This window comes from Streptomyces sp. NPDC096310 (genome assembly GCF_044763125.1).
Taxonomy (GTDB): domain Bacteria; phylum Actinomycetota; class Actinomycetes; order Streptomycetales; family Streptomycetaceae; genus Streptomyces.
In genome coordinates this window covers 235,461-254,946 of sequence record NZ_JBIWFO010000008.1, presented here as the reverse complement: position 1 = coordinate 254,946, position 19,486 = coordinate 235,461, and the positions used below count along the sequence as shown (strand labels likewise).

The following is a 19,486-nucleotide window of genomic DNA, read 5'->3' as shown; positions in this document are numbered from 1 at the left end:
TCTGGCGCCAACGTCCACGACAGCCAAGCCCTGATCCCGCTCGTGCGGGGCATACCGCCCATCCGCTCCCGCCGAGGCCCCCGCCGGCGCAGGCCCGGCAAGCTCCACGCCGACAAGGGCTACGACTACCGCCACCTGCGACAATGGCTGTCCCGACGCGGGATCCGACACCGCATCGCCCGCAAAGGCATCGAGACCTCACAACGACTCGGCCGACACCGCTGGACCATAGAACGCACCATGTCCTGGCTCGCCGGCTGCCGCCGACTCCACCGCCGCTACGAACGCAAGGCCGACCACTTTCTGGCCTTCACCAGCATCGCCTGCACCCTCATCTGCTACCGCAGACTCACCAAATGAGATGACTTCTTAGCACTGTGCTGATGTGACGCGTCTGGTCCGGACGGCGCGGTGTCGCCAGGCTGTGTGAGTGGCAGAACGAGTGCGGGTCCATGAGATCGACGACGAGGGAAGGCGCCTGCTGCGGATCATCCGCAGAGGCACGGGGCCGGTGGTGTGGTGACCTGGCGGCGGGCCCAGATGGTGCTGTTGTCCGCTCAGGGCATGTCCGTGGCGAAGATCGCCGAGGTGCGTTTACCAGCGCGGACCGGGTCCGGGACGTGATCCACAACTTCAATGCCGACGGCTTCGACTCCCTCTAGCCGAAGTACAAGGGCGGCCGGCCCAAGACCTTCACCCTTCCCGAACGCCGCGAAATCAAGAAGATCGCCAAGTCCGGGCCGGCCGAGCACGGCCTGCCGTTTTCGACCTGGAGCCTGGCCAAGCCGGCCGACTTCCTGGTCGCCAAGGGGGTGGTCGACGACATCAGCTATGAGGGCCTTCGGCTCCTGCTCCGCGAGGAGGGCGTGTCGTTTCAACGCATAAAGACCTGGAAGACCTCCCGCGACCCCGACTACGCCGCCAGGAAGGCCCGGGTCGAGCACCTCTACGCGCTCGCCGATGGCGAGGTCGTACCCGAGGAAGGCGAACCTGAAGTCGTCTTATGCGTGGAGGAGTTCGGGCCGCTCAACCTCCAGCCCCATCCTGGGCGGCAGTGGGCCGAGCGCGGCGGGAAGCACAAGGACCCTGACCGCCAGGCCCGGCCCCGCCGACGGGCGACCTACACCCGCCCGCACGGTGTGCGGCACCCGTTTGCCGCCTACGACCTGGGCGAAGACAAACTCTACGGCCACACCAAGCCGAGGAAGAACCGGACGAGGTTCCTGGAGTTCTGCCGCTATCTGCGCAGTCTCTACCCGGCCGAGATCCGCATCGCGATCGTGCTGGACAACTACTCCCCGCACCTGACCACGAAGAAGGACACCCGGGTCGGTGACTGGGCGGCGGCCAACAACGTCGAGTTCGCCCACGCGCCGACCAACAGCTCCTGGCCCAACCGCATCGAGGCCCAGTTCACCGCCTTGCGCTACTTCGCCCTGGACGGCACCGACCACGCCAGTCACAAGGAGCAGGGCAGCATGATCCGCCGCTACATCATCTGGCGGAACAAGCACGCCGCAGACGAACGCCTACGCAAGGTCGTCGACAGAGCAAACGTCGCCTGATGCAGCACTAGTGCCGCGACGGGGCAGAGCTTGCCGGGGGCGCTTGGGGGCCGTCCGGTCGGGGGGCTCCCGGGCGTCGGTCCGCGCCCGGGAGAACGGCTGTGCCGGCTGTCGGTGGTCCGTGAGATCCTGGGCATCTCCACGACCACCGACGAAAGCCTGCCAGTGACCGCTACTGATCGTTCCATCGAGCTCGTCAACGCCGCCGCCCAGGCGGCCGCGGACCGGCTCGCGCACGACATCATCGCGTACGACGTGAGCGATGTGCTGTCCATCACCGACGCCTTCCTGCTCGCCTCGGCGCCCAACGACCGCCAGGTGAAGTCGATCGTCGACGAGATCGAGGAGCGCCTTCAGAAGGAGCTGGGCGCCAAGCCGGTGCGCCGTGAGGGCGACCGGGACGCCCGCTGGATCCTTCTCGACTACGTCGACATCGTCATCCACGTCCAGCACAGCGAGGAGCGTGTCTTCTACGCGCTGGAGCGGCTCTGGAAGGACTGCCCCGAGCTGGAGCTGCCCGAGGACGCCGTCAAGACGCGCGGCAAGGGCAAGGAGCACGCCGAGACGGCGGGCGAGCACGCCGGGATCGCCGGTGACCCGGACGGTGAGCTGAGCTGAACGGCTCCAAGAGCGGCCGGGGCCGCCGTATAGTCCTGTGGCGGCACGGCCAGACCGCCTGGAATCTGGAGCGCCGCTTCCAGGGCTCCACGGACATCGAGCTGACCGAGGAGGGCGTCGGACAGGCCCGCAGGGCCGCCCGGCTGCTCGCTTCCCTCAAGCCGGCCGCGATCATCGCCTCCGACCTGCGACGGGCCGCTGCCACGGCCCGTGAGCTGACCGCTGTCACGGGCCTCGACGTGGCGCACGACGCCGGGCTCCGCGAGACGTACGCGGGCGCCTGGCAGGGCCTGACCCACGAGGAGATCGTCGGGCGGTTCGGTGACCAGTACGCGGCCTGGAAGCGCGGCGAGCCCGTGCGGCGCGGCGGGGGCGAGCTGGAGACCGAGGTCGCCGACCGCGCCGCGCCCGTGGTGCTCCGCCACGCCGAGAAGCTGCCCGACGGCGGCACGCTGGTCGTGGTCAGCCACGGCGGGACGATCCGCACCACCATCGGCCGGCTGCTGGGCCTGGAGTCGCACCACTGGGAAGGGCTCGGCGGGCTCTCCAACTGCTGCTGGTCCGTCCTCGGCGAGGGCGCGCGCGGCTGGCGCCTCCTGGAGCACAACGCGGGCACCCTCCCGGAGCCGGTCCTCGGTGACGACGACTGAGCGTCCGGCGGCCGGGTGTTCGCCGGCGGAGCCACCGGATTTCGCTTTCCGGCAGGTCGCAGGCTAAAGTTCTTCTTGTTCGCAGCGCACGGCGCGGGGAACATGAGGGGCTATAGCTCAGTTGGTAGAGCGCCTGCATGGCATGCAGGAGGTCAGGAGTTCAATTCTCCTTAGCTCCACAATCAGCATCACGAACCGGATCCCGTCCCCTGCTGGGGGGCGGGATTTCTGCTGTACGGACGCTATTTCAGGCTGACCAGCAGTCCCCGGCGTGGCAGAATCGGACGACCGGATGGGGGCCAGGGACCGGACCGGGAGGGAGAGCGCGATGTCCGCCAGCAGTATCGGCTGTCCCTCGGGCGATCCGTCCACTCCGGCCCGCGCGCTCGATGGTCATCGCGGACATTCCTACGTGTGCACGGCCGCTGTGGCCACATCTGGAGCTGATTGATGGGTGCGCACAGGCGTACATGCGACTGGTGCGGCAGCGGCACGCCGATCGTACGGGACATGGACCCGCTCAACCCCGAGTACCAGTACTGGTGCGAGGAGTGCGCGCGGGCGCTGATCATAAAAGGCGACCCCATCGAGACCTACCGCGAGTTGGAGGGCGAACCGATCTACGGCCGCCTTCTGGAGGAGCACTGCACCCTCAAGCGCTTCTACTCCTTCGCGACCGCCTGATCGGGACCGGCCGGGACCTGCCGGGCCCGGCAGGGGGCGTGATCAAGGGCCCGGCCGAGGGGCGATCGGCGCCCGGCGGCACCCGGTCCGGCCCCCGCCGGAATCGATTTGGTGGTGGGGCACAGGGACCGTTAATGTTGGCCGTGCCGCCGAGGGGGAAACTCCGGGGCGGTGGAACATGAGGGGCTATAGCTCAGTTGGTAGAGCGCCTGCATGGCATGCAGGAGGTCAGGAGTTCAATTCTCCTTAGCTCCACAGCGAGCAGTGAAGATCAAGAGAAGCGGGCCGTCCGATCAGGGCGGCCCGCTTCTCGTACTACCCGCTTTCCCACGCTTCTGGTGTTCCCGGGCGTCTCCCGGTGCCGGTGGACCGGCGGGACCCTGGAGCGGGGCCCGCCGGCACGCACGTGCTCCGGCTCAGCCGCGGCCCCGGCCGAGGGCCTTGCGCCCGCCGCCCGGCGGCAGCGCCGCGCGCGAGGACTCCTGGCGCGGCGGCTGCGGAGGCGCCGTCTGCTCCAGCCGGAGCGCCAGCGCCGGGCACCGCCGTACAGCGCGCTGGGCCGCCCCCTGGAGGTGCATCGGGACATCCGCCTTTGCGGGCGTGGGGAAGCCGTCCGGGCTCATCCGGAACAGCTCGGGGAGGATGTCCGCGCACAGGCCGTGGCCCTGGCAGAGCGTCCAGTCGATGGCGAGCCTGCCGCCGCTCGGAATGGACTCGACCTCGTCCTGGTAGCCGGGGTTGGGCAGCGGCAGCACCCCGGTCGTCTCGCGTCCGCAGCCGCCGTTGAGCACATGCGCCGCGAGGTCGTCGGTGAACGCCGACAGGGTGGAGGAGAAGAAGCGCGCGGAGCCGTCGGGGTGCTGGCACGCGCCGCGCTTCTTGACCGACTGGGTGACCGCGCGCAGCGCCTCCAGGGCCGCCTGACCGCCGCCGTTGATCACATCGGCGAGACCGCCCGCCGCCGCCGGCAGACCGAGCTTGCACGGTCCGCACTGCCCGGCGGTCTCGGCGGCGAGCCAGTTGGCGACCCGTAGCGCCTCGCCCAGCGGGCAGGTCTCGGGGCCGATCGGCAGGATCGCGCCCGCGCCCAGCGCGCCGCCGAACGACTTGAAGGACTCCTTCGAGATCACGGCCTCGTGGGCGGCGATCGCGTCCATCCAGTTGCCGTGGTAGCCACCGGTCAGGACGCCCTGGGGCATCGGCGGGGCCCCGGCCATCTGGAGGATGTAGCGCAGCGGCACGCCCGAGGGCGCCTCGATGACCATGGGCCGGGCGACCGCGCCGGAGATGGTGAGCATGACCGTTCCCGGCTCGGTCTCCAGCCCGGTGTGGGCGTAGCGGCGGGCGCCGATCCGTGCGCCGATGGCGAGTTGGGCGAATGTCTCCGCGTTCGACAGCAGCGTCGGCAGGCCGCCGACGCCGGACTCCGCGGCGCGCTCACGGCGGCCCGGCGGCTTGGCGGGCCCGCCGTTGATGGCCCGGATCACGGAGGACGCCTCGCCGGAGACCATGCGCTCGGGCGTACGGACGACCTTGGCGCGCAGTTGCTGGCCGCGCCGGTCGGAGAGCCCGCGTTCGGCGAGGGCCGCGCGGATCGAGACCTCGGTGGAGTTCCTGGTCACGGCGATGACCAGGGTGCGCGCGCCCAGGGCCTCGGCGGCCAGCAGCGCGCCGTCGAGGATCAGGTGCGGCGCCCGGTTGAGCATCACCGTGTCCTTGCGGCAGGGCGGTTCGCCCTCGCTGCCGTTGACGACGACGACCGGCCGGACTCCGCGGCTGATCGCCGACTTGGCGACGGCCCGGAGTTTTCTGTGGAAGGGGAAGCCCGCGCCGCCGCGGCCGGTCAGGGATATGTTCTCGGCCAGCTGGGCCAGCCGCTCGCCGGTCATCGCCTCCAGCGGCCCGTGCACCTTGAGGTGCATGGGCAGGTCGAGGCGTTCGACGAGATCGAATCCCTGAGTGAGCTGGGGGAGGCCGACGACACGGACTTCGGGGACATCGGGGAGAGGGGCGTTCACGGTCGGTCTCCTGCGGGTGCCTGCCAGGGTTCCCCGGCCGGGGGCGGATAGAGGGGGCCCGGGGTGGCCGCCTCGTCGTACGGGAAGGGGCCCGATCCGGGCTGACCGGGTCCTGCCTGCGGCCGGCCGTCGTAGGACTGACCGTCGTAGGCGGGTACGGAGCCGGTGTCGTACGGGGGAACGGCGCCCGTGCCGTACGCCGGGACCGAGCCCGTGTCGTACGTCGGGGCGGGACCGGTGCCGTAGGGGGACGCGCCGTCGGGTCCGTAGGGGGAGCCGGTGCCGTACGCGGTGGCGGCGCCCGGATCGAAGGCGGGGGTGGCCCCGGTGTCGTACTGCGGGTTCTGCTGTCCCGGAGGGGCTGTCCCCGGGTTGTACCGAGGGATCGACCCGGTGTCGTACGGAGTGTTCTGACCGCCGTTGCGGCCACCGTCGTAGACAGGGGTGGCCCCGGTGTCGTACGGGGTGGCCTGGCCCGTGCCGTACGCGGCGTTCGCCCCGGGGTACTGGGGGGTCGCGCCGGTGTCGTATGGCTGGTTCTGGCCGCCGTCGTACGGGGGGATCGCCCCCGTGTCGTACGGGGCCGCCGGGGGCTGGGTGAACGCCTGCGCTGGCCGGGGCGGCGAGGGGGCGGGCCAGGAACCGGGCGCTCCCATGGGCTCGTCCTGGATGACCGGCAGCTCCTCGGTCATGGGGATGCGCTCGGCGAAGGGGATGTCCCCGTTGCGCTGACCTCCGGCCGCGGGGGAACCGGGGGGCTGCGCGGGCATCCGCGTGGTCGCGTCCATGGACATGGCGCGGTAGCCGGCGGAGATCCCGGTACCGCTCTCCTGGCCGCGGTCGGAGCCGGGCCCTGAGAAGCCGTCGCCGCCCCGTGGAGCGACGAACATGTCGGCGAGGGGGTCCGCGGCCGAGAGCGGGTCCACGGCCGGTGTGGCCTCGTACAGCGGCGGCGACGGGGCGGCGAGCCGCGGGGGTGTGCGCCCTCCGCCGAGCGGGGCGGAGAGCGAGGCGGAGGCGATCGGGTCCTGCTGCGGCCTGGCCTGGTACTCGCGCTGCGGCGGGATGCCGCTGGCACCGGGCAGGGGAGAGGCCGAGAGGTCGCGGAGCCCGGACCCGGACTCCTGCGCCTCGACGGTGGAGCCCGTCATCGAGACGATCCCCTCGGCCACGCGCCGCTGGACATGACGGGGGAGCAGACGCAGGGAGACGACGCCGGCGACCCCGAGCACGGTCAGGGAATACATCACAGTGACGTAGGTAGCCGCGGGACGTCCTGTGAAGAGTCCGTGAATCAGGGCGAAACACCATGCCGGATAGGCCACCATGTGGATCGCCCGCCAGCGGGCGGCGTACTTGCCGGGAAGGGCGAAGACGCTGCGCATGGCGCCGGTCGTGCCGGCCACGATCATCAGCAGTCCGGCGAGTGAGCCGAAGCCGATGAGGCCGTTCGTACCGGAGACACCCAGGCCGAAGGGGAGCAGGGCGCCGATGAGGGCGACCTTGCCGAGAGTGATCTTGATGGTGACGTGAAGCAGCAGGAAGCCGATCGAGGCGACGGCGGTCGCCCGGTGGATGCCCTGGGCCAGCAGCCGCTGCCGGGGCGCGAGGAGCAGCCGGTCGGTGGCTATCAGACCCCAAACGACCGCCCCGGACAGCGACAGCAGTGACAGCACGCCCGCGCCGAAGTCGATGAAGGCCTGAAAGGCGTCACCTCCTACGACGGCGAGTAGTGGTACCAGTACCAGTGCTGCGGCGGTCGCGATCCCCTGGATCGTCCGGCTGTTGCCGGACTCGGGATTGGGCGACGCGCCGGGCTTGCTTTGAAGGTTCATAGGGGGCAACTCCGAAGGGCTCGGGAAAGCGGTCCCGCTGCCGCATGCTAAGTGGAGCCATACCGGTCAGTACCCGGTTTACAGGTTTAGCCAGGTGAAGGTGAGTTATCCGACTCCGCCGTTGCCCGGATAGGTCCGATACGCGGAGTAAGGCGGTCAGTTGAGCTTCACCGTGCGGTCACCTGGCGGCCCTTCCCGCGGTCCCTGAGGGCGGACCGTGCGCGCGGAACGGGCACTGCGGTACCCTGACGCCATGCGTGCCGTACGCCTTCTGCTTAGCGGGCCGCGCTGACCAGTCCCGACCGATGACCGATCCGGTCGGAGTCAGCGCGGCGTCCCCTCCTGTGTGAGGGGCATTTTTCTTTCGCTGACCGGTGGACCGGTGCGGCCCTGTGCCGCCCGGTAGGGCCGGCCCCCGCTGGCAGAGACGATCGATGGAGCTTCAGGACACCATGAGCGAGACGAATCCGGCTGCCGCTTCCGCCGCCGCTGCTTCCGCCGCTGCCGAGACGGCAGCTCCGCACCGCTACACCGCCGCCATGGCCGCGGACATCGAAGCGCGCTGGCAGGACTTCTGGGACGCCCGGGGCACGTACGAGGCACCGAACCCGACGGGCGAGCTGGCCGGCGATCCCGAGCTGGCGGCCCGGCCCAAGAAGTTCATCATGGACATGTTCCCCTATCCCTCGGGCAGCGGACTGCATGTCGGTCACCCGCTGGGCTACATCGCCACCGACGTCTTCGCCCGTCACCAGCGCATGACCGGCCACAACGTCCTGCACACCCTGGGCTTCGACGCGTTCGGCCTGCCCGCCGAGCAGTACGCGGTCCAGACCGGCACGCACCCCCGAGCCTCCACCGAGGCCAACATGGAGAACATGAAGGCCCAGCTCCGCAGGCTGGGCCTGGGCCACGACCGGCGCCGCTCCTTCGCCACGATCGACCCGGACTACTACAAGTGGACCCAGTGGATCTTCGTACAGATCTTCAACTCCTGGTACGACCCGGAGGCGGACCGCGCGCGCCCCATCGACACGCTGGTGGCGCAGTTCGAGAGCGGGGAGCGTACGACGCCCGACGGGCGCCCCTGGAGTGAGCTGAGCGCCCCTGAGCGCGCCGACGTCCTGGGCGGCTACCGGCTGGCGTACGCCTCCGACGCACCCGTCAACTGGTGCCCCGGCCTGGGCACCGTGCTGGCCAACGAGGAGGTCACCGCCGACGGCCGCTCCGAGCGCGGCAACTTCCCGGTCTTCAAGGCGAAGCTGCGCCAGTGGAACATGCGCATCACCGCCTACGCCGACCGGCTGCTGAACGATCTGGACGCCCTGGACTGGCCCGAGGCCATCAAGCTCCAGCAGCGCAACTGGATCGGCCGCAGCGAGGGCGCCCGGGTCGACTTCCCGGTGACGGACGCCGCCGGGGCGAGCGCCGCGATCACGGTCTTCACGACCCGTCAGGACACCCTGTTCGGCGCCACGTACATGGTCCTGGCGCCCGAGCACGACCTGGTCGAGAAGATCGTCCCGGCGGCCTGGCCCGAGGGCACGCACGAGGTGTGGACGGGCGGTCACGCGACCCCCGCCGAGGCCGTCGGCGCGTACCGCAAGCAGGCCGCGGCCAAGTCCGACGTGGAGCGGCAGGCCGAGGCGAAGGACAAGACCGGCGTCTTCACCGGCGCGTACGCCACCAACCCGGTCAGCGGCGAGCGCCTGCCCGTCTTCATCGCCGACTACGTGCTGATGGGGTACGGCACCGGCGCGATCATGGCCGTACCGGCGCACGACGGACGCGACTTCGCGTTCGCGCGCGCCTTCGAGCTCCCGATGCGCTGTGTCGTCGCGCCCACGGACGGCCGGGGCACGGACCCCTCGACGTGGGACGACGCGTTCTCCTCGTACGACGCGCCCGTCGTCAACTCGACGGGTACGGACCTCACCCTGGACGGTCTGGGCGTGGCCGAGGCCAAGGCACGCATCACCGACTGGCTGTCCGCGCGCGGCATCGGCGAGGGCACGGTCAACTTCCGGCTGCGCGACTGGCTGTTCAGCCGCCAGCGCTACTGGGGCGAGCCCTTCCCGATCGTCTACGACGAGGACGGCACGGCGCACGCGCTGCCCGAGTCGATGCTGCCGCTGGAGCTGCCGGAGGTCGACGACTACTCGCCCCGTACGTTCGACGCGGACGACGCGGACACCCAGCCGGAGACGCCGCTCTCGCGGAACGCGGAGTGGGTCGACGTCGAACTGGACCTGGGGCAGGGAGAGGGCCTCAAGCGCTACCGCCGCGAGACCAACACCATGCCGAACTGGGCCGGTTCGTGCTGGTACGAGCTGCGCTACCTGGACCCGCACAACGAAGAGAAGCTGGTCGACCCGGCCGTCGAGCAGTACTGGATGGGCCCGCGCGAGGGCCAGCCGCACGGTGGCGTCGACCTGTACGTGGGCGGCGCCGAGCATGCCGTACTGCACCTGCTGTACGCACGGTTCTGGTCCAAGGTGCTCTTCGACCTGGGGCACATCTCCTCGGCCGAGCCGTTCCACAAGCTCTACAACCAGGGCATGATCCAGGCGTACGTCTACCGGGACAGCCGCGGTATCGCGGTGCCGGCGGCGGAGGTCGAGGAGCGCGACGGCGGCTACTGGTACCAGGGCGGCAAGGTCGGCCGGGTCCTGGGCAAGATGGGCAAGTCCCTGAAGAACGCGGTCACCCCGGACGAGATCTTCGCCGAGTACGGCGCCGACACGCTGCGGCTGTACGAGATGGCGATGGGCCCGCTGGACGTCTCGCGTCCGTGGGACACCCGCGCGGTGGTCGGCCAGTTCCGGCTGCTCCAGCGCGTGTGGCGCAACGTGGTGGACGAGACGACCGGCGAGGTCACCGTCGTCGACACCGACCCCGCCGACATCGACACGGACACGCTGCGCGCGCTGCACAAGGCGATCGACGGAGTCGTCCAGGACATGGCGGGGCTGCGCTTCAACACGGCCATCGCCAAGGTCACCGAGCTGAACAACCACCTGACCAAGACGGGCGCCCCGATCCCCCGCGCGGTCGCCGAGCCCCTGGTGCTGCTGCTCGCGCCGCTGGCCCCGCATGTCGCCGAGGAGCTGTGGCGCAGGCTGGGGCACACCGACTCGGTCGTGCACCGGGACTTCCCCGTCGCGGACCCCGCGTATGTCGTCGACGAGGCCGTGACCTGCGTCGTGCAGGTCAAGGGCAAGGTCAAGGCGCGGCTGGAGGTCTCCCCGTCCATCTCCGACGAGGAACTGGAGAAGCTGGCACTGGGCGACACGGGCGTGATCGCGGCGCTGGGCGGGGCCGGCATCCGGAAGGTGATCGTGCGGGCGCCGAAGCTGGTGAACATCGTGCCCGCCTGACCGGGCACACCGCGTCCCCGCACGGCGTACACAGGGCTTTCCCCTACGGGCAGGTTGGGGGTTCCGATGGAACCCACGGCCTGCCCGTTCCGTTTACGGTGGAAGGGACACGACCGACTGCGAAGGGGCGCTCCATGGACGTCGCGATCACGATCATGGCGTTGCTCTTCGTCGCCTTCATGGCGCTGGGGGTGTACGCGGGCGTCAAGGCGGTCGGCGCCGCCAAGCGGGGCGTGGACCGTACGATCTCGCAGGCCCGCCGCACGGTGGAGGACACGGCCCTGCGTGCGAAGAGCCTGGGCCAGCCCGGTACGGCCGGGGAGCTGGCCCAGCTACGGCTGAGGCTGCGCACCTCGATGCGCGCCACCCAGGACGCGCTCCAGGCGGGCGTGGCGGAGGACGCCTCGCTCTCCGAGTCCATCCAACTGTTCGAGCGGCTGAGCGTGCACGGCCGGGAGCTGGACGACGAACTGCGCCAACTGGAGCGGGACCCCGATCGGAGCAGGGTCGGGCAGCGGCTCCCGGAGCTGCGGGAGCGCACGGACCGGATCACCCACTCCGCGGACTCGCTGCGCTGGGCCGCGCGGGACCGGGCGCGGAAGTTCTCCGAGGACGACCTGTCCACGCTGAGCGAGCAGATCGACGTGGAGTCCGGGGCGCTGCGGCACTGGTCGACGGAGCCCACGGAGCCCACGGGGTGGTCGGGGCCGACGGCTCCGACGGCCTGGCCGAAGGCTCCGGGGGAGCGGGAGACCGGGGGCGACGGGGACCGGTCGGCGCCGTCCGCCGCGGGGGAGCGGCCCGAGGCCATCGAGCCGCCCGATCCGCGGCGCCGGACCACATACCCCTGGCAGAAGCAGGCCAGGCCCGAGACGACGAACTGACCGTGTACCAGGGCCGGAACCGAACAGTGGGGCGGGGCCGGGCTGCCGCCCCATGAGGACGACGGGTAACCTCCGGCTCATGTCCCGCCATGTCGCGATCGTCACCGATTCCACGGCCTACCTGCCGCCGCAGACGATGGAACGGCACGGCATCACCGCGGTGCCGCTGACCGTTGTGCTCGGGGACCGCGCGCTGGAAGAGGGCACGGAGATCTCGGCCCGTTCACTGGCCCTGGCGCTCCAGAAGCGGACGTCCGTGACCACGTCCCGGCCGAGTCCCGAGGTCTTCGCCGCCGCCTACCGGGCCGCGGCGGACGGCGGGGCCAGGGAGATCGTCTCGCTGCATCTGTCGGCCGAGTTCTCCGGCACCTACGACGCCGCCGTGCTCGCCGCCAAGGACGCGCCCGTACCGGTACGGGTGGTGGACACCGGAATGGTGGCGATGGCGCTCGGATTCTGCGCGCTCGCGGCGGCCGAGGCCGTGGAGGGCGACGGCACGCTCGACGAGGCGGTGGCCGCCGCCGAGAAGCGGGCCGCGGGCACCACCGCCTATTTCTATGTCGACACCCTGGACTATCTGCGCCGGGGCGGCCGGATCGGTGCCGCGCAGGCGCTGTTCGGCTCCGCGCTCGCGGTGAAGCCGCTGCTCCAGCTCGACGGCGGGCGCATCGAGATGCTGGAGAAGGTACGGACGGCGTCGAAGGCGATCGCCCGGCTGGAGGAGATCGTCGCCGACCGGGCCGGCACCGGCGCGGTGGACATCGCGGTGCACCATCTCGCGGCGCCGGAGCGGGCCGCCACGCTCGCGGAGCGGCTGCGTGAGCGGCTGCCGGGACTGGTGGACCTGCATGTCAGCGAGGTCGGCGCGGTGATCGGGGCACACACGGGGCCGGGGCTGCTGGGGGCTGTGATCTCCCCGCGCTGACCCGGGCGCCGGGTGTCCTCAGACTCGCGCCGTTTCCTCATACGCGGACTTTTCCCTCGTTCATACGTGGACTATTCCCTCGTTCGGATGGCCGAGTTATCCACAACTGGCGGGTTATCCACCGGAATTCGGGGCGCTCAGCGCGATCGGGCGGCGGCGCCTACCGTTCTGTGGCATGGCTCTCCGAACACGCTCAGTAACCAGCGGCCCGGGCCGTTCCCCCGGCTCCGACGGCCGTGCCCGCCACGGTCGCACCCGTCCCCGTCCCCGTTCCCCTTCCCGTCTCCGTGCTCACGCGGCGGTCCGTACCGGGACGCCGGCCCGCGTCGGTACGCGTCCGGTGCCCGGCCCCGGGCTTCCGTCCGCGCCCGCGTCGCCGCCGTTTCCCGTGCCGCGATCTCCGGTGCCCGCCTCGGCCCCGTCTCCTGCCGTGGCCCGGGCCCCGGTCGCGCCTCTGACGGAGCCGCGCCGCCGGGCGGCCGCGCTCTTCCCGGCCGCCGCGGTGGACGCTCCGACCGCGGCGACCTCGGTGGACCCCGCGGAGCCCCGCGTACGCCGCAAGGGTGAGCGGAGGCGCGCGTGGGCCGGGGCGCTGGTGGCGGTGCGTGAGCGACTGCCGCTGTGGGTCCAGCTCCGGTGCGGTCTGGAGCTGCGGACGCTGGGCGCGCTCGCGGTGGTGCTGGTGGTGGCCGCCGGGCTCGCCGCTCAGCACTTCTGGACCGGGCGCCCGCAGCCCGTCCGGGCACCCGAGTCGGTCCGCGCGGACGCAGCCGCCCCCGGCGATATGCCCGTGGGGCTGCCCGAACCGCTGCCCAAGGCCGTCGCGCCCGAGCCACCGCCCCCGCCCGAGACGGCCCGGATCGTGGTGGACATCGGGGGCAAGGTGCGGGAGCCGGGCGTGCTGCGGCTGCCCGCCGGGTCGCGGGTCGCCGACGCGCTGCGGGCCGCCGGGGGCGTCGAGCCGGGCGCCGATCTCACCGGGCTCAACCGGGCCCGGCTGCTGATGGACGGCGAGCAGGTGGTGGTCGACGGGCCCGCACCGCCGGGCGCGGCCCCGGGCGGTGGGCTTGGCGGGCCCGGTGCGGGAGCGGCGGCGGGTTTCGGTCCCGGCGCGGGGCCGGGCGGGCCGCAGGCCGTACCCGTCAGCCTCAACACCGCCACCCCGGACCAGCTCGACACGCTCCCCGGCGTCGGGCCCGTTCTCGCCCGGCACATCATCGACTACCGCACCCAGCACGGCGGTTTCCGCTCCGTCGACGAGCTTCGCGAGGTCAACGGCATCGGTGACCGCAAGTTCGCCGACCTCCAGCCGCTCGTACGGCCATGACGCGCCCCGCGGCCCACCGGACGGTCGACCCTCGGCCGTCGACGACCGACCCCCGCCCGCCGGCGGCCGATCCGGGCCAGGAGGGCCCCGCCGATCTCCGGCTCCTGCCGCCCGCCCTGGCGGCGTGGGGCGCGGCGGCCCTGGCCCTGGGTGTCCCGGGCCGCTGGACGGTGCTCGGGGTGCTGGGCTCTCTGCTGGCCTGTGCGCTGCTCCTGGTGCGGTCGGGCGCCGCGCGCGGGCCCCGGCTCACCGGGGTGGCCGCCGCGGGGGTACTGCTCTGCGCCGCCGCCGGGGCCGCCTCCGCCGGGCTGCACGGCGCGGACACCCGGCGCGGGCCCGTGCCCGGCCTCGCCGAGCGATACGCGCCGGTCACCGCGGAGTTGACGGTCACCTCCGACCCTCGGCGTACCCGCCCCCGGCCCGGGGGCGACCGGACGGCCGCGGGCGGTTTCGTCCTCGACGGGGACATCACCCGAGTGACACCGGTACGGGGCGGGGCCACCGCGGTCCGTACGCCCGTCCTGGTGATCGTCCCGCCCGGTGAGCACCCCGGTCGGTGGCAGCGGCTGCTGCCCTCCACCCGGCTCCGGCTGACCGGCCGGCTGGCGCCCCCGCCGCACAGCGACGACCGCTACGCGGCGGCCCTGCGCGTCACGGGAAAGGGCGCGCCGACGGTCACCGGCCCGCCCACCCGCGTCCAGCGCACGGCGGGAGCGCTCCGCGCGGGGCTGCGCGCGGCGACCGAGGGGCTGCCGCCCGATGCCCGCGCCCTGCTGCCGGGGCTGGTCGTCGGGGACACCGCGCGGATCACCCCCGAACTGCACGACGCCTTCGCCGCCACCGATCTGCTCCATCTCATGGCCGTCTCAGGATCGAACCTGACGATCGTGCTCGTTCTGCTGATCGGCCCGCCGGGGCTGGCGGTGCGGGCCGAACGGCGCGGGCTCGCCCCGCGCCTGGGGATCTCGCTGCGGACCACCGCGCTGCTCGGCGGGGCGCTCACCCTCGCGTTCGTGGTTGTCTGCCGACCGGAGCCCAGCGTGCTGCGGGCCGCCGCCTGCGGGCTGATCACCCTCCTCGCCATCGGCACCGGCCGCCGCAGAACACTGCTCCCCGCGCTGGCCGCCGCCGTCCTGCTGCTGGTACTCCTCGACCCCTGGCTGGCCCGCAGCTACGGCTTCCTCCTCTCCGTGCTGGCCACCGGCGCCCTGCTCACCATCGGTCCACGCTGGAGCGCCGCGCTGACGCGGCGCGGGGTGCCGCCGAGGCTCGCGGAGGCGCTGGCCGCCGCCGGGGCCGCACAGGCGGTCTGCGCGCCCGTGGTGGCCGTGTTCGCGGCCCGGGTCAGCCTCGTCGCGATCCCCTGCAACCTCTTCGCGGAGCTGGCGGTCGCCCCGGCCACGGTTCTCGGGTTCGCCGCGCTCGCCCTGGCGCCGGTGGCGCTGCCCGCCGCCGAACTGCTGGCCCGGTGCGCGGGCTGGCCGGCGGGGTGGATCGCGTCCGTCGCCCGCGGTGGCGCGGCACTGCCCGGCGCCCAGACGGAGTGGCCCGGCGGCTGGCGCGGCGGGGCGCTGCTCGCCGCACTCACCGTTCTCGTCGTGGTCGCCGCACGGCGGATCCCGCGCCACCCCTGGGCGGCCGCGCTCTGCGCCGTACTCCTGCTGCTCGCGATCGTGCGGCCCCCGCCGTTCACCCGGATCGTCACCGGCTGGCCGCCGCCGGGCTGGACATTCGCGATGTGCGACGTCGGCCAGGGCGACGCGACCGTACTCGCCGCCGGCGACGGCACCGCCGTGGTGGTGGACACCGGCCCCGACCCCGGGGCCGCCGACCGGTGCCTGCGGGAACTCGGCATCACCCGGATCCCGTTGCTGCTGCTCACCCACTTCCACGCCGACCATGTCGCTGGGCTGTCCGGTGTGCTGCGCGGCCGGGCGGTCGGCGCGATCCAGACCACGACCTTGCCGGAGCCCCCGGAACAGGCCGCGTTCGTGCGACGCGTGGCCGAGGCGGCGCGGGTGCCCGTCGTCCGGGCCGTCCCCGGGGAGCGGCGGTCCATCGGGACGCTCGACTGGCGCGTGCTCTGGCCCCGGGCCGGGGTGCCACCGGCCGCCGCCGAGCCCAACGACTCCAGCGTCGCCCTGTTCGTACGGGTCGCCAGGGGCCCGACCCTGCTGCTCCTGGGCGATCTCGAACCACCCGCCCAGCGCGGCCTGTCGCGGGACCATCCGGCGCTGCCCCCGGTGGACGTGCTCAAGGTGGCCCACCATGGTTCGCCCCATCAGCACCCGGGGCTGCTCAGGGACGTACGCCCGAGGCTCGCGCTGATCTCGGCCGGCCGGGACAACCCGTACGGGCATCCCGCGCCCCGTACCGTCGAGGCGCTGCGCACCGGGGGAGCGGCGGTGCTGAGCACCGACCGGGACGGGGCGATCGCGGTCGTGGGGGCCGGGGCGGGGCTGCGGGCCGTTCCCCGGGGCCCGGGACCGGGGACGGAGCGGTGAGCCGTGGCACCGCGCTCTCTACGACACCGACACCGCCTTCTCCACGACACCGCGTTTCTCTACCTGTTGGTACGTTTGCCTCGAACGGGGCAAGAGTGATCGAATGTATATTCGTCATGGGTCGCCGTTCCGACGACGTTCCGCGGTACGGCCCCGTAGAGCCCGACCGCACAGGGGTACGCACGCCATGATCAGCCGCCTGCTCGGCCGACGGACGGCCGCTCATCAGAAGCCCGGTCCGTTCGCCGGTCTCTCCGTACCGCCCGGCGCCGGACTGCTCAGCTGCCGCGTCATCGACCCGGTCAATGAGCCGGTCGGACAGGCCGAGTTCACGGTGAGCGACAGCAACGGCCGCAAGATCGTGAGCGGGGAGACCGACCCGTTCGGGACGATGGTGGCGATGGTCCCCCTCGGGGAGTACCGACTGGCGATATCCGCCGACAGTTTCACCCCGTTCCGGGGCAATGTGACGGTCGGCGACGGCGCCGAGTCCAGCGGCCTGGGGGACATCACTCTCCAGGTGGCCCCGTCGCTGCCGCTGCCCGCGCCCGGCGACTGGGAGATCGAACCGGCCCACTCCCGGATCGGTTTCATCGCCCGTCACATCGGGCTCGCCCGGGTCCACGGCCGCTTCGACAACTTCGCCGGGGCGATCCGGATCGGCGAGACGATGGAGCAGTCGGCCATGCATGTCGTCATCGGCGCCGCGTCGATCGACACCAGCGTGCGGATGCGCGACGACCACCTGCGCTCCGCCGACTTCCTCGACGTGGACAACTATCCGACGCTGGAGTTCTACAGCGACCGTTTCACCCATCGCGGCGGCAACAACTGGGGGATCACCGGCGCGCTCACCCTCCATGGCGTCACCCGGACCGTCACCCTCGACGCCCACTACCTGGGCATCGGCAACGGCATGGAGGGCGAGACCCGTGCGGCCGTCCGCGCCAGTACGGAGCTGCATCGCGAGGACTACACCGTCAACTGGCAGTCGATGCTGGCCCGGGGCATCGCGGTCGTCGGCTCCAGCATCAGGATCGAGATGGATATCCAGATCGTCCCCAAGACCTGACCGGGCGGCCCACGGGCCCGGCCGGCCTGGGAGAATACGGCCGTGAGCGATGTGAGACACGTACTGGTGCTGCCCGATCGCGACGCCGCGGAGGAGGTGGTGCGGGCGCTCGGCGAGCGCTTCCCGGTGACCGAGGAGCCCCAGCTCGTACGGGATGCCCTGGCCGGGGAGGACGACGCCGAGGACGCCCAGTGGCTGGTGGTCGTGGAGGACCCGGAGGCGCGGCTGGACTCCGCGGCGCTGGACACCTTCGTCGCGGACTGGGACGGCTGGCGCGAGGCCCCGTAACTCCGCCCCGCCCCCGGGACGCTCGAACCCCGGGCCCCCGGGACGCTCGAACCCCGGGCCGTCGGGGCCCTCGGGCCCCGGGCCCGGTCAGACGCCTCTCGCTGTCGGTGGGGCGTGAGATCGTGGACCACGATGGCCACCAGAAAAGCTTCCACCGACGATCCGCTCGCCCCGCTCACACTCGCCGTGGGCCAGGAGGACCTGCTGCTCGACCGCGCCGTGCAGCAGGTCGTCGCGGCGGCCCGCGCCGCCGACGCCGACACGGACGTCCGCGATCTCACCTCCGACCAGCTTCAGCCCGGCACCCTCGCCGAGCTGACCAGCCCGTCGCTCTTCGCCGAGCGCAAGGTCGTGGTCGTACGGAACGCGCACGACCTCTCCGCCGACACGATCAAGGACGTCAAGGCGTATCTGGACGCGCCCGCAGAGGAGATCACGCTCGTCCTGCTGCATGCCGGGGGAGCCAAGGGCAAGGGGCTGCTGGACGCCGCCCGGAAGGCGGGGGCCCGTGAGGTCGCCTGCCCCAAGACGACCAAGCCCGCCGAGCGGCTGGGTTTCGTACGGTCGGAGTTCCGCGCGCTGGGCCGCTCGGCCACGCCCGAGGCGTGCCAGGCCCTGGTCGACTCGATCGGCAGCGATCTGCGCGAGCTGGCCAGCGCCGTCAACCAGCTCGTGGCGGATGTCGAGGGAACGATCGACGAGGCGATTGTCGGCCGCTACTACACGGGCCGCGCCGAGGCGTCCAGCTTCAACGTCGCCGACCGCGCCGTGGAGGGCCGGGCGGCCGAGGCTCTGGAGGCGCTGCGCTGGTCGCTGTCGACCGGAGTCGCCCCCGTACTGATCACCAGCGCCCTCGCCCAGGGAGTGCGGGCCATCGGCAAGCTCTCCTCGGCCCGCGGTGGCCGGCCCGCCGATCTCGCGCGCGAGCTGGGGATGCCGCCGTGGAAGATCGACCGGGTGCGCCAGCAGATGCGCGGCTGGACGCCGGACGGTGTGGCGATCGCGCTGCGGGCCGTCGCCGAGGCGGACGCCGGCGTCAAGGGTGGCGGCGACGATCCGGAGTTCGCCCTGGAGAAGGCGGTCGTCGCGATCGCCCGCGCGGCCCGCTCCGGCCGCCAGGGACAGGGCTAGCGCGACCACTCCGGCCCGGACACGCCGAAGGCCCTGGTGTCCGTTCCGGGGGAACGGGCCAGGACCTTCGACGTCAAGCTGTGCAGCTCATGAAGCTGATGAACGCGCACCCGCGTGGCGAACGCAGTCGCGTGCGAGTTCGGGGGTCGCCGGTCAGGAGCGGTAGAGAGGGCCCGCTGAGTCCTTTCCGGCGGTACACATCAAAGAGACCGGGGCTCAGCCCTGGAGGGTGGCGACCTTGGAGGCCAGCGCCGACTTCTTGTTGGCGGCGGCGTTCTTGTGGATGACACCCTTCGAGACGGCCTTGTCGAGCTGACGGGACGCCTCGCGAGAAGCCGCGGTGGCCTTCTCGACGTCACCGGCGGCAGCGGCCTCGCGGGCCTTGCGGATCGCGGTCTTGAGCGACGACTTGACAGCCTTGTTGCGCAGGCGTGCCTTCTCGTTGGTCTTGTTCCGCTTGATCTGGGACTTGATGTTCGCCACGTTATGAGCCTTCTCAGCTTTGATGAATTCGTTGACCCGGTACAGCACCGACTCGATACAGCACCGTCCGGCCCACCCCGCCGAGGCGGGGACCCCCGCCTCGGCGAGGCGGAGAGAAGAGGGAC

General features: G+C 72.1%; 15 protein-coding genes, 2 tRNA genes and 1 pseudogene. 15 read left to right on the top strand and 3 right to left on the bottom strand.

Going from position 1 to position 19,486, the window contains the following annotated elements; translation table 11 throughout:
• The 7 genes and pseudogenes from ACIQ7D_RS18875 to ACIQ7D_RS18845 form a co-directional block, all read left to right on the top strand.
• A partial coding sequence (locus tag ACIQ7D_RS18875) for an IS5 family transposase (protein WP_403938843.1) occupies window positions 1-360 on the top strand: 360 nt, incomplete at its 5' end.
• A 70-nt stretch (window positions 361-430) separates the two neighbouring features.
• A pseudogene (locus ACIQ7D_RS18870) lies at window positions 431-1,565 on the top strand (IS630 family transposase).
• Between the two features lie 165 nt (window positions 1,566-1,730).
• Window positions 1,731-2,183, top strand: coding sequence for a ribosome silencing factor (gene rsfS / locus ACIQ7D_RS18865; protein ID WP_403938841.1), 453 nt, complete (start codon window positions 1,731-1,733; stop codon window positions 2,181-2,183).
• Window positions 2,180-2,833, top strand: a complete 654-nt coding sequence (locus tag ACIQ7D_RS18860) for a histidine phosphatase family protein (RefSeq protein WP_403938870.1) — start codon at window positions 2,180-2,182, stop codon at window positions 2,831-2,833. Before rsfS ends, ACIQ7D_RS18860 begins: the two co-directional genes overlap by 4 nt.
• 106 nt (window positions 2,834-2,939) lie before the next feature.
• A tRNA-Ala gene (locus ACIQ7D_RS18855) sits at window positions 2,940-3,012 on the top strand.
• A gap of 271 nt (window positions 3,013-3,283) precedes the next feature.
• The gene (locus tag ACIQ7D_RS18850; protein WP_403938839.1) at window positions 3,284-3,517 is read left to right on the top strand and encodes a hypothetical protein; all 234 of its coding nucleotides are present in this window, start codon (window positions 3,284-3,286) and stop codon (window positions 3,515-3,517) included.
• 182 nt (window positions 3,518-3,699) lie between these two features.
• Window positions 3,700-3,772: transfer RNA gene (locus ACIQ7D_RS18845), tRNA-Ala, on the top strand.
• A gap of 161 nt (window positions 3,773-3,933) precedes the next feature.
• Here ACIQ7D_RS18845 and ACIQ7D_RS18840 read toward each other — a convergent pair.
• Both ACIQ7D_RS18840 and ACIQ7D_RS18835 read right to left on the bottom strand, forming a co-directional pair.
• Window positions 3,934-5,535: a ferredoxin gene (locus tag ACIQ7D_RS18840; protein WP_403938837.1), complete on the bottom strand. Its 1,602-nt coding sequence runs from the start codon at window positions 5,533-5,535 to the stop codon at window positions 3,934-3,936.
• Window positions 5,532-7,370, bottom strand: coding sequence for a hypothetical protein (locus ACIQ7D_RS18835; RefSeq protein WP_403938835.1), 1,839 nt, complete (start codon window positions 7,368-7,370; stop codon window positions 5,532-5,534). The genes ACIQ7D_RS18840 and ACIQ7D_RS18835 overlap by 4 nt, the downstream gene beginning before the upstream one ends.
• A 452-nt stretch (window positions 7,371-7,822) precedes the next feature.
• Between ACIQ7D_RS18835 and leuS the strand changes: the two genes are divergently transcribed.
• The 8 genes from leuS (at window position 7,823) to holA (ending at window position 18,878) form a co-directional block, all read left to right on the top strand.
• Window positions 7,823-10,747: a leucine--tRNA ligase gene (leuS, locus tag ACIQ7D_RS18830; RefSeq protein ID WP_403938833.1), complete on the top strand. Its 2,925-nt coding sequence runs from the start codon at window positions 7,823-7,825 to the stop codon at window positions 10,745-10,747.
• A 134-nt stretch (window positions 10,748-10,881) separates the two neighbouring features.
• Window positions 10,882-11,631, top strand: a complete 750-nt coding sequence (locus tag ACIQ7D_RS18825; RefSeq protein ID WP_403938831.1) for a hypothetical protein — start codon at window positions 10,882-10,884, stop codon at window positions 11,629-11,631.
• A 79-nt stretch (window positions 11,632-11,710) separates the two neighbouring features.
• A complete protein-coding gene (locus ACIQ7D_RS18820) occupies window positions 11,711-12,556 on the top strand; it encodes a DegV family protein (RefSeq protein ID WP_403938829.1) in 846 nt (281 codons plus the stop codon).
• 175 nt (window positions 12,557-12,731) lie between these two features.
• A complete protein-coding gene (locus ACIQ7D_RS18815) occupies window positions 12,732-13,883 on the top strand; it encodes a helix-hairpin-helix domain-containing protein (protein WP_403938827.1) in 1,152 nt (383 codons plus the stop codon).
• Window positions 13,880-16,387, top strand: a complete 2,508-nt coding sequence (locus tag ACIQ7D_RS18810) for a ComEC/Rec2 family competence protein (protein WP_403938825.1) — start codon at window positions 13,880-13,882, stop codon at window positions 16,385-16,387. Before ACIQ7D_RS18815 ends, ACIQ7D_RS18810 begins: the two co-directional genes overlap by 4 nt.
• A 187-nt stretch (window positions 16,388-16,574) precedes the next feature.
• Window positions 16,575-17,459, top strand: coding sequence for a YceI family protein (locus ACIQ7D_RS18805; protein WP_403938823.1), 885 nt, complete (start codon window positions 16,575-16,577; stop codon window positions 17,457-17,459).
• A gap of 42 nt (window positions 17,460-17,501) precedes the next feature.
• A complete protein-coding gene (locus tag ACIQ7D_RS18800; RefSeq protein WP_403938821.1) occupies window positions 17,502-17,747 on the top strand; it encodes a hypothetical protein in 246 nt (81 codons plus the stop codon).
• A gap of 132 nt (window positions 17,748-17,879) precedes the next feature.
• The gene (holA, locus tag ACIQ7D_RS18795) at window positions 17,880-18,878 is read left to right on the top strand and encodes a DNA polymerase III subunit delta (RefSeq protein WP_403938819.1); all 999 of its coding nucleotides are present in this window, start codon (window positions 17,880-17,882) and stop codon (window positions 18,876-18,878) included.
• 216 nt (window positions 18,879-19,094) lie between these two features.
• On the opposite strand, the gene rpsT is transcribed toward holA, so the two are convergent.
• Window positions 19,095-19,361, bottom strand: a complete 267-nt coding sequence (rpsT, locus tag ACIQ7D_RS18790) for a 30S ribosomal protein S20 (RefSeq protein WP_329827156.1) — start codon at window positions 19,359-19,361, stop codon at window positions 19,095-19,097.
• Window positions 19,362-19,486 lie beyond the last annotated feature (125 nt).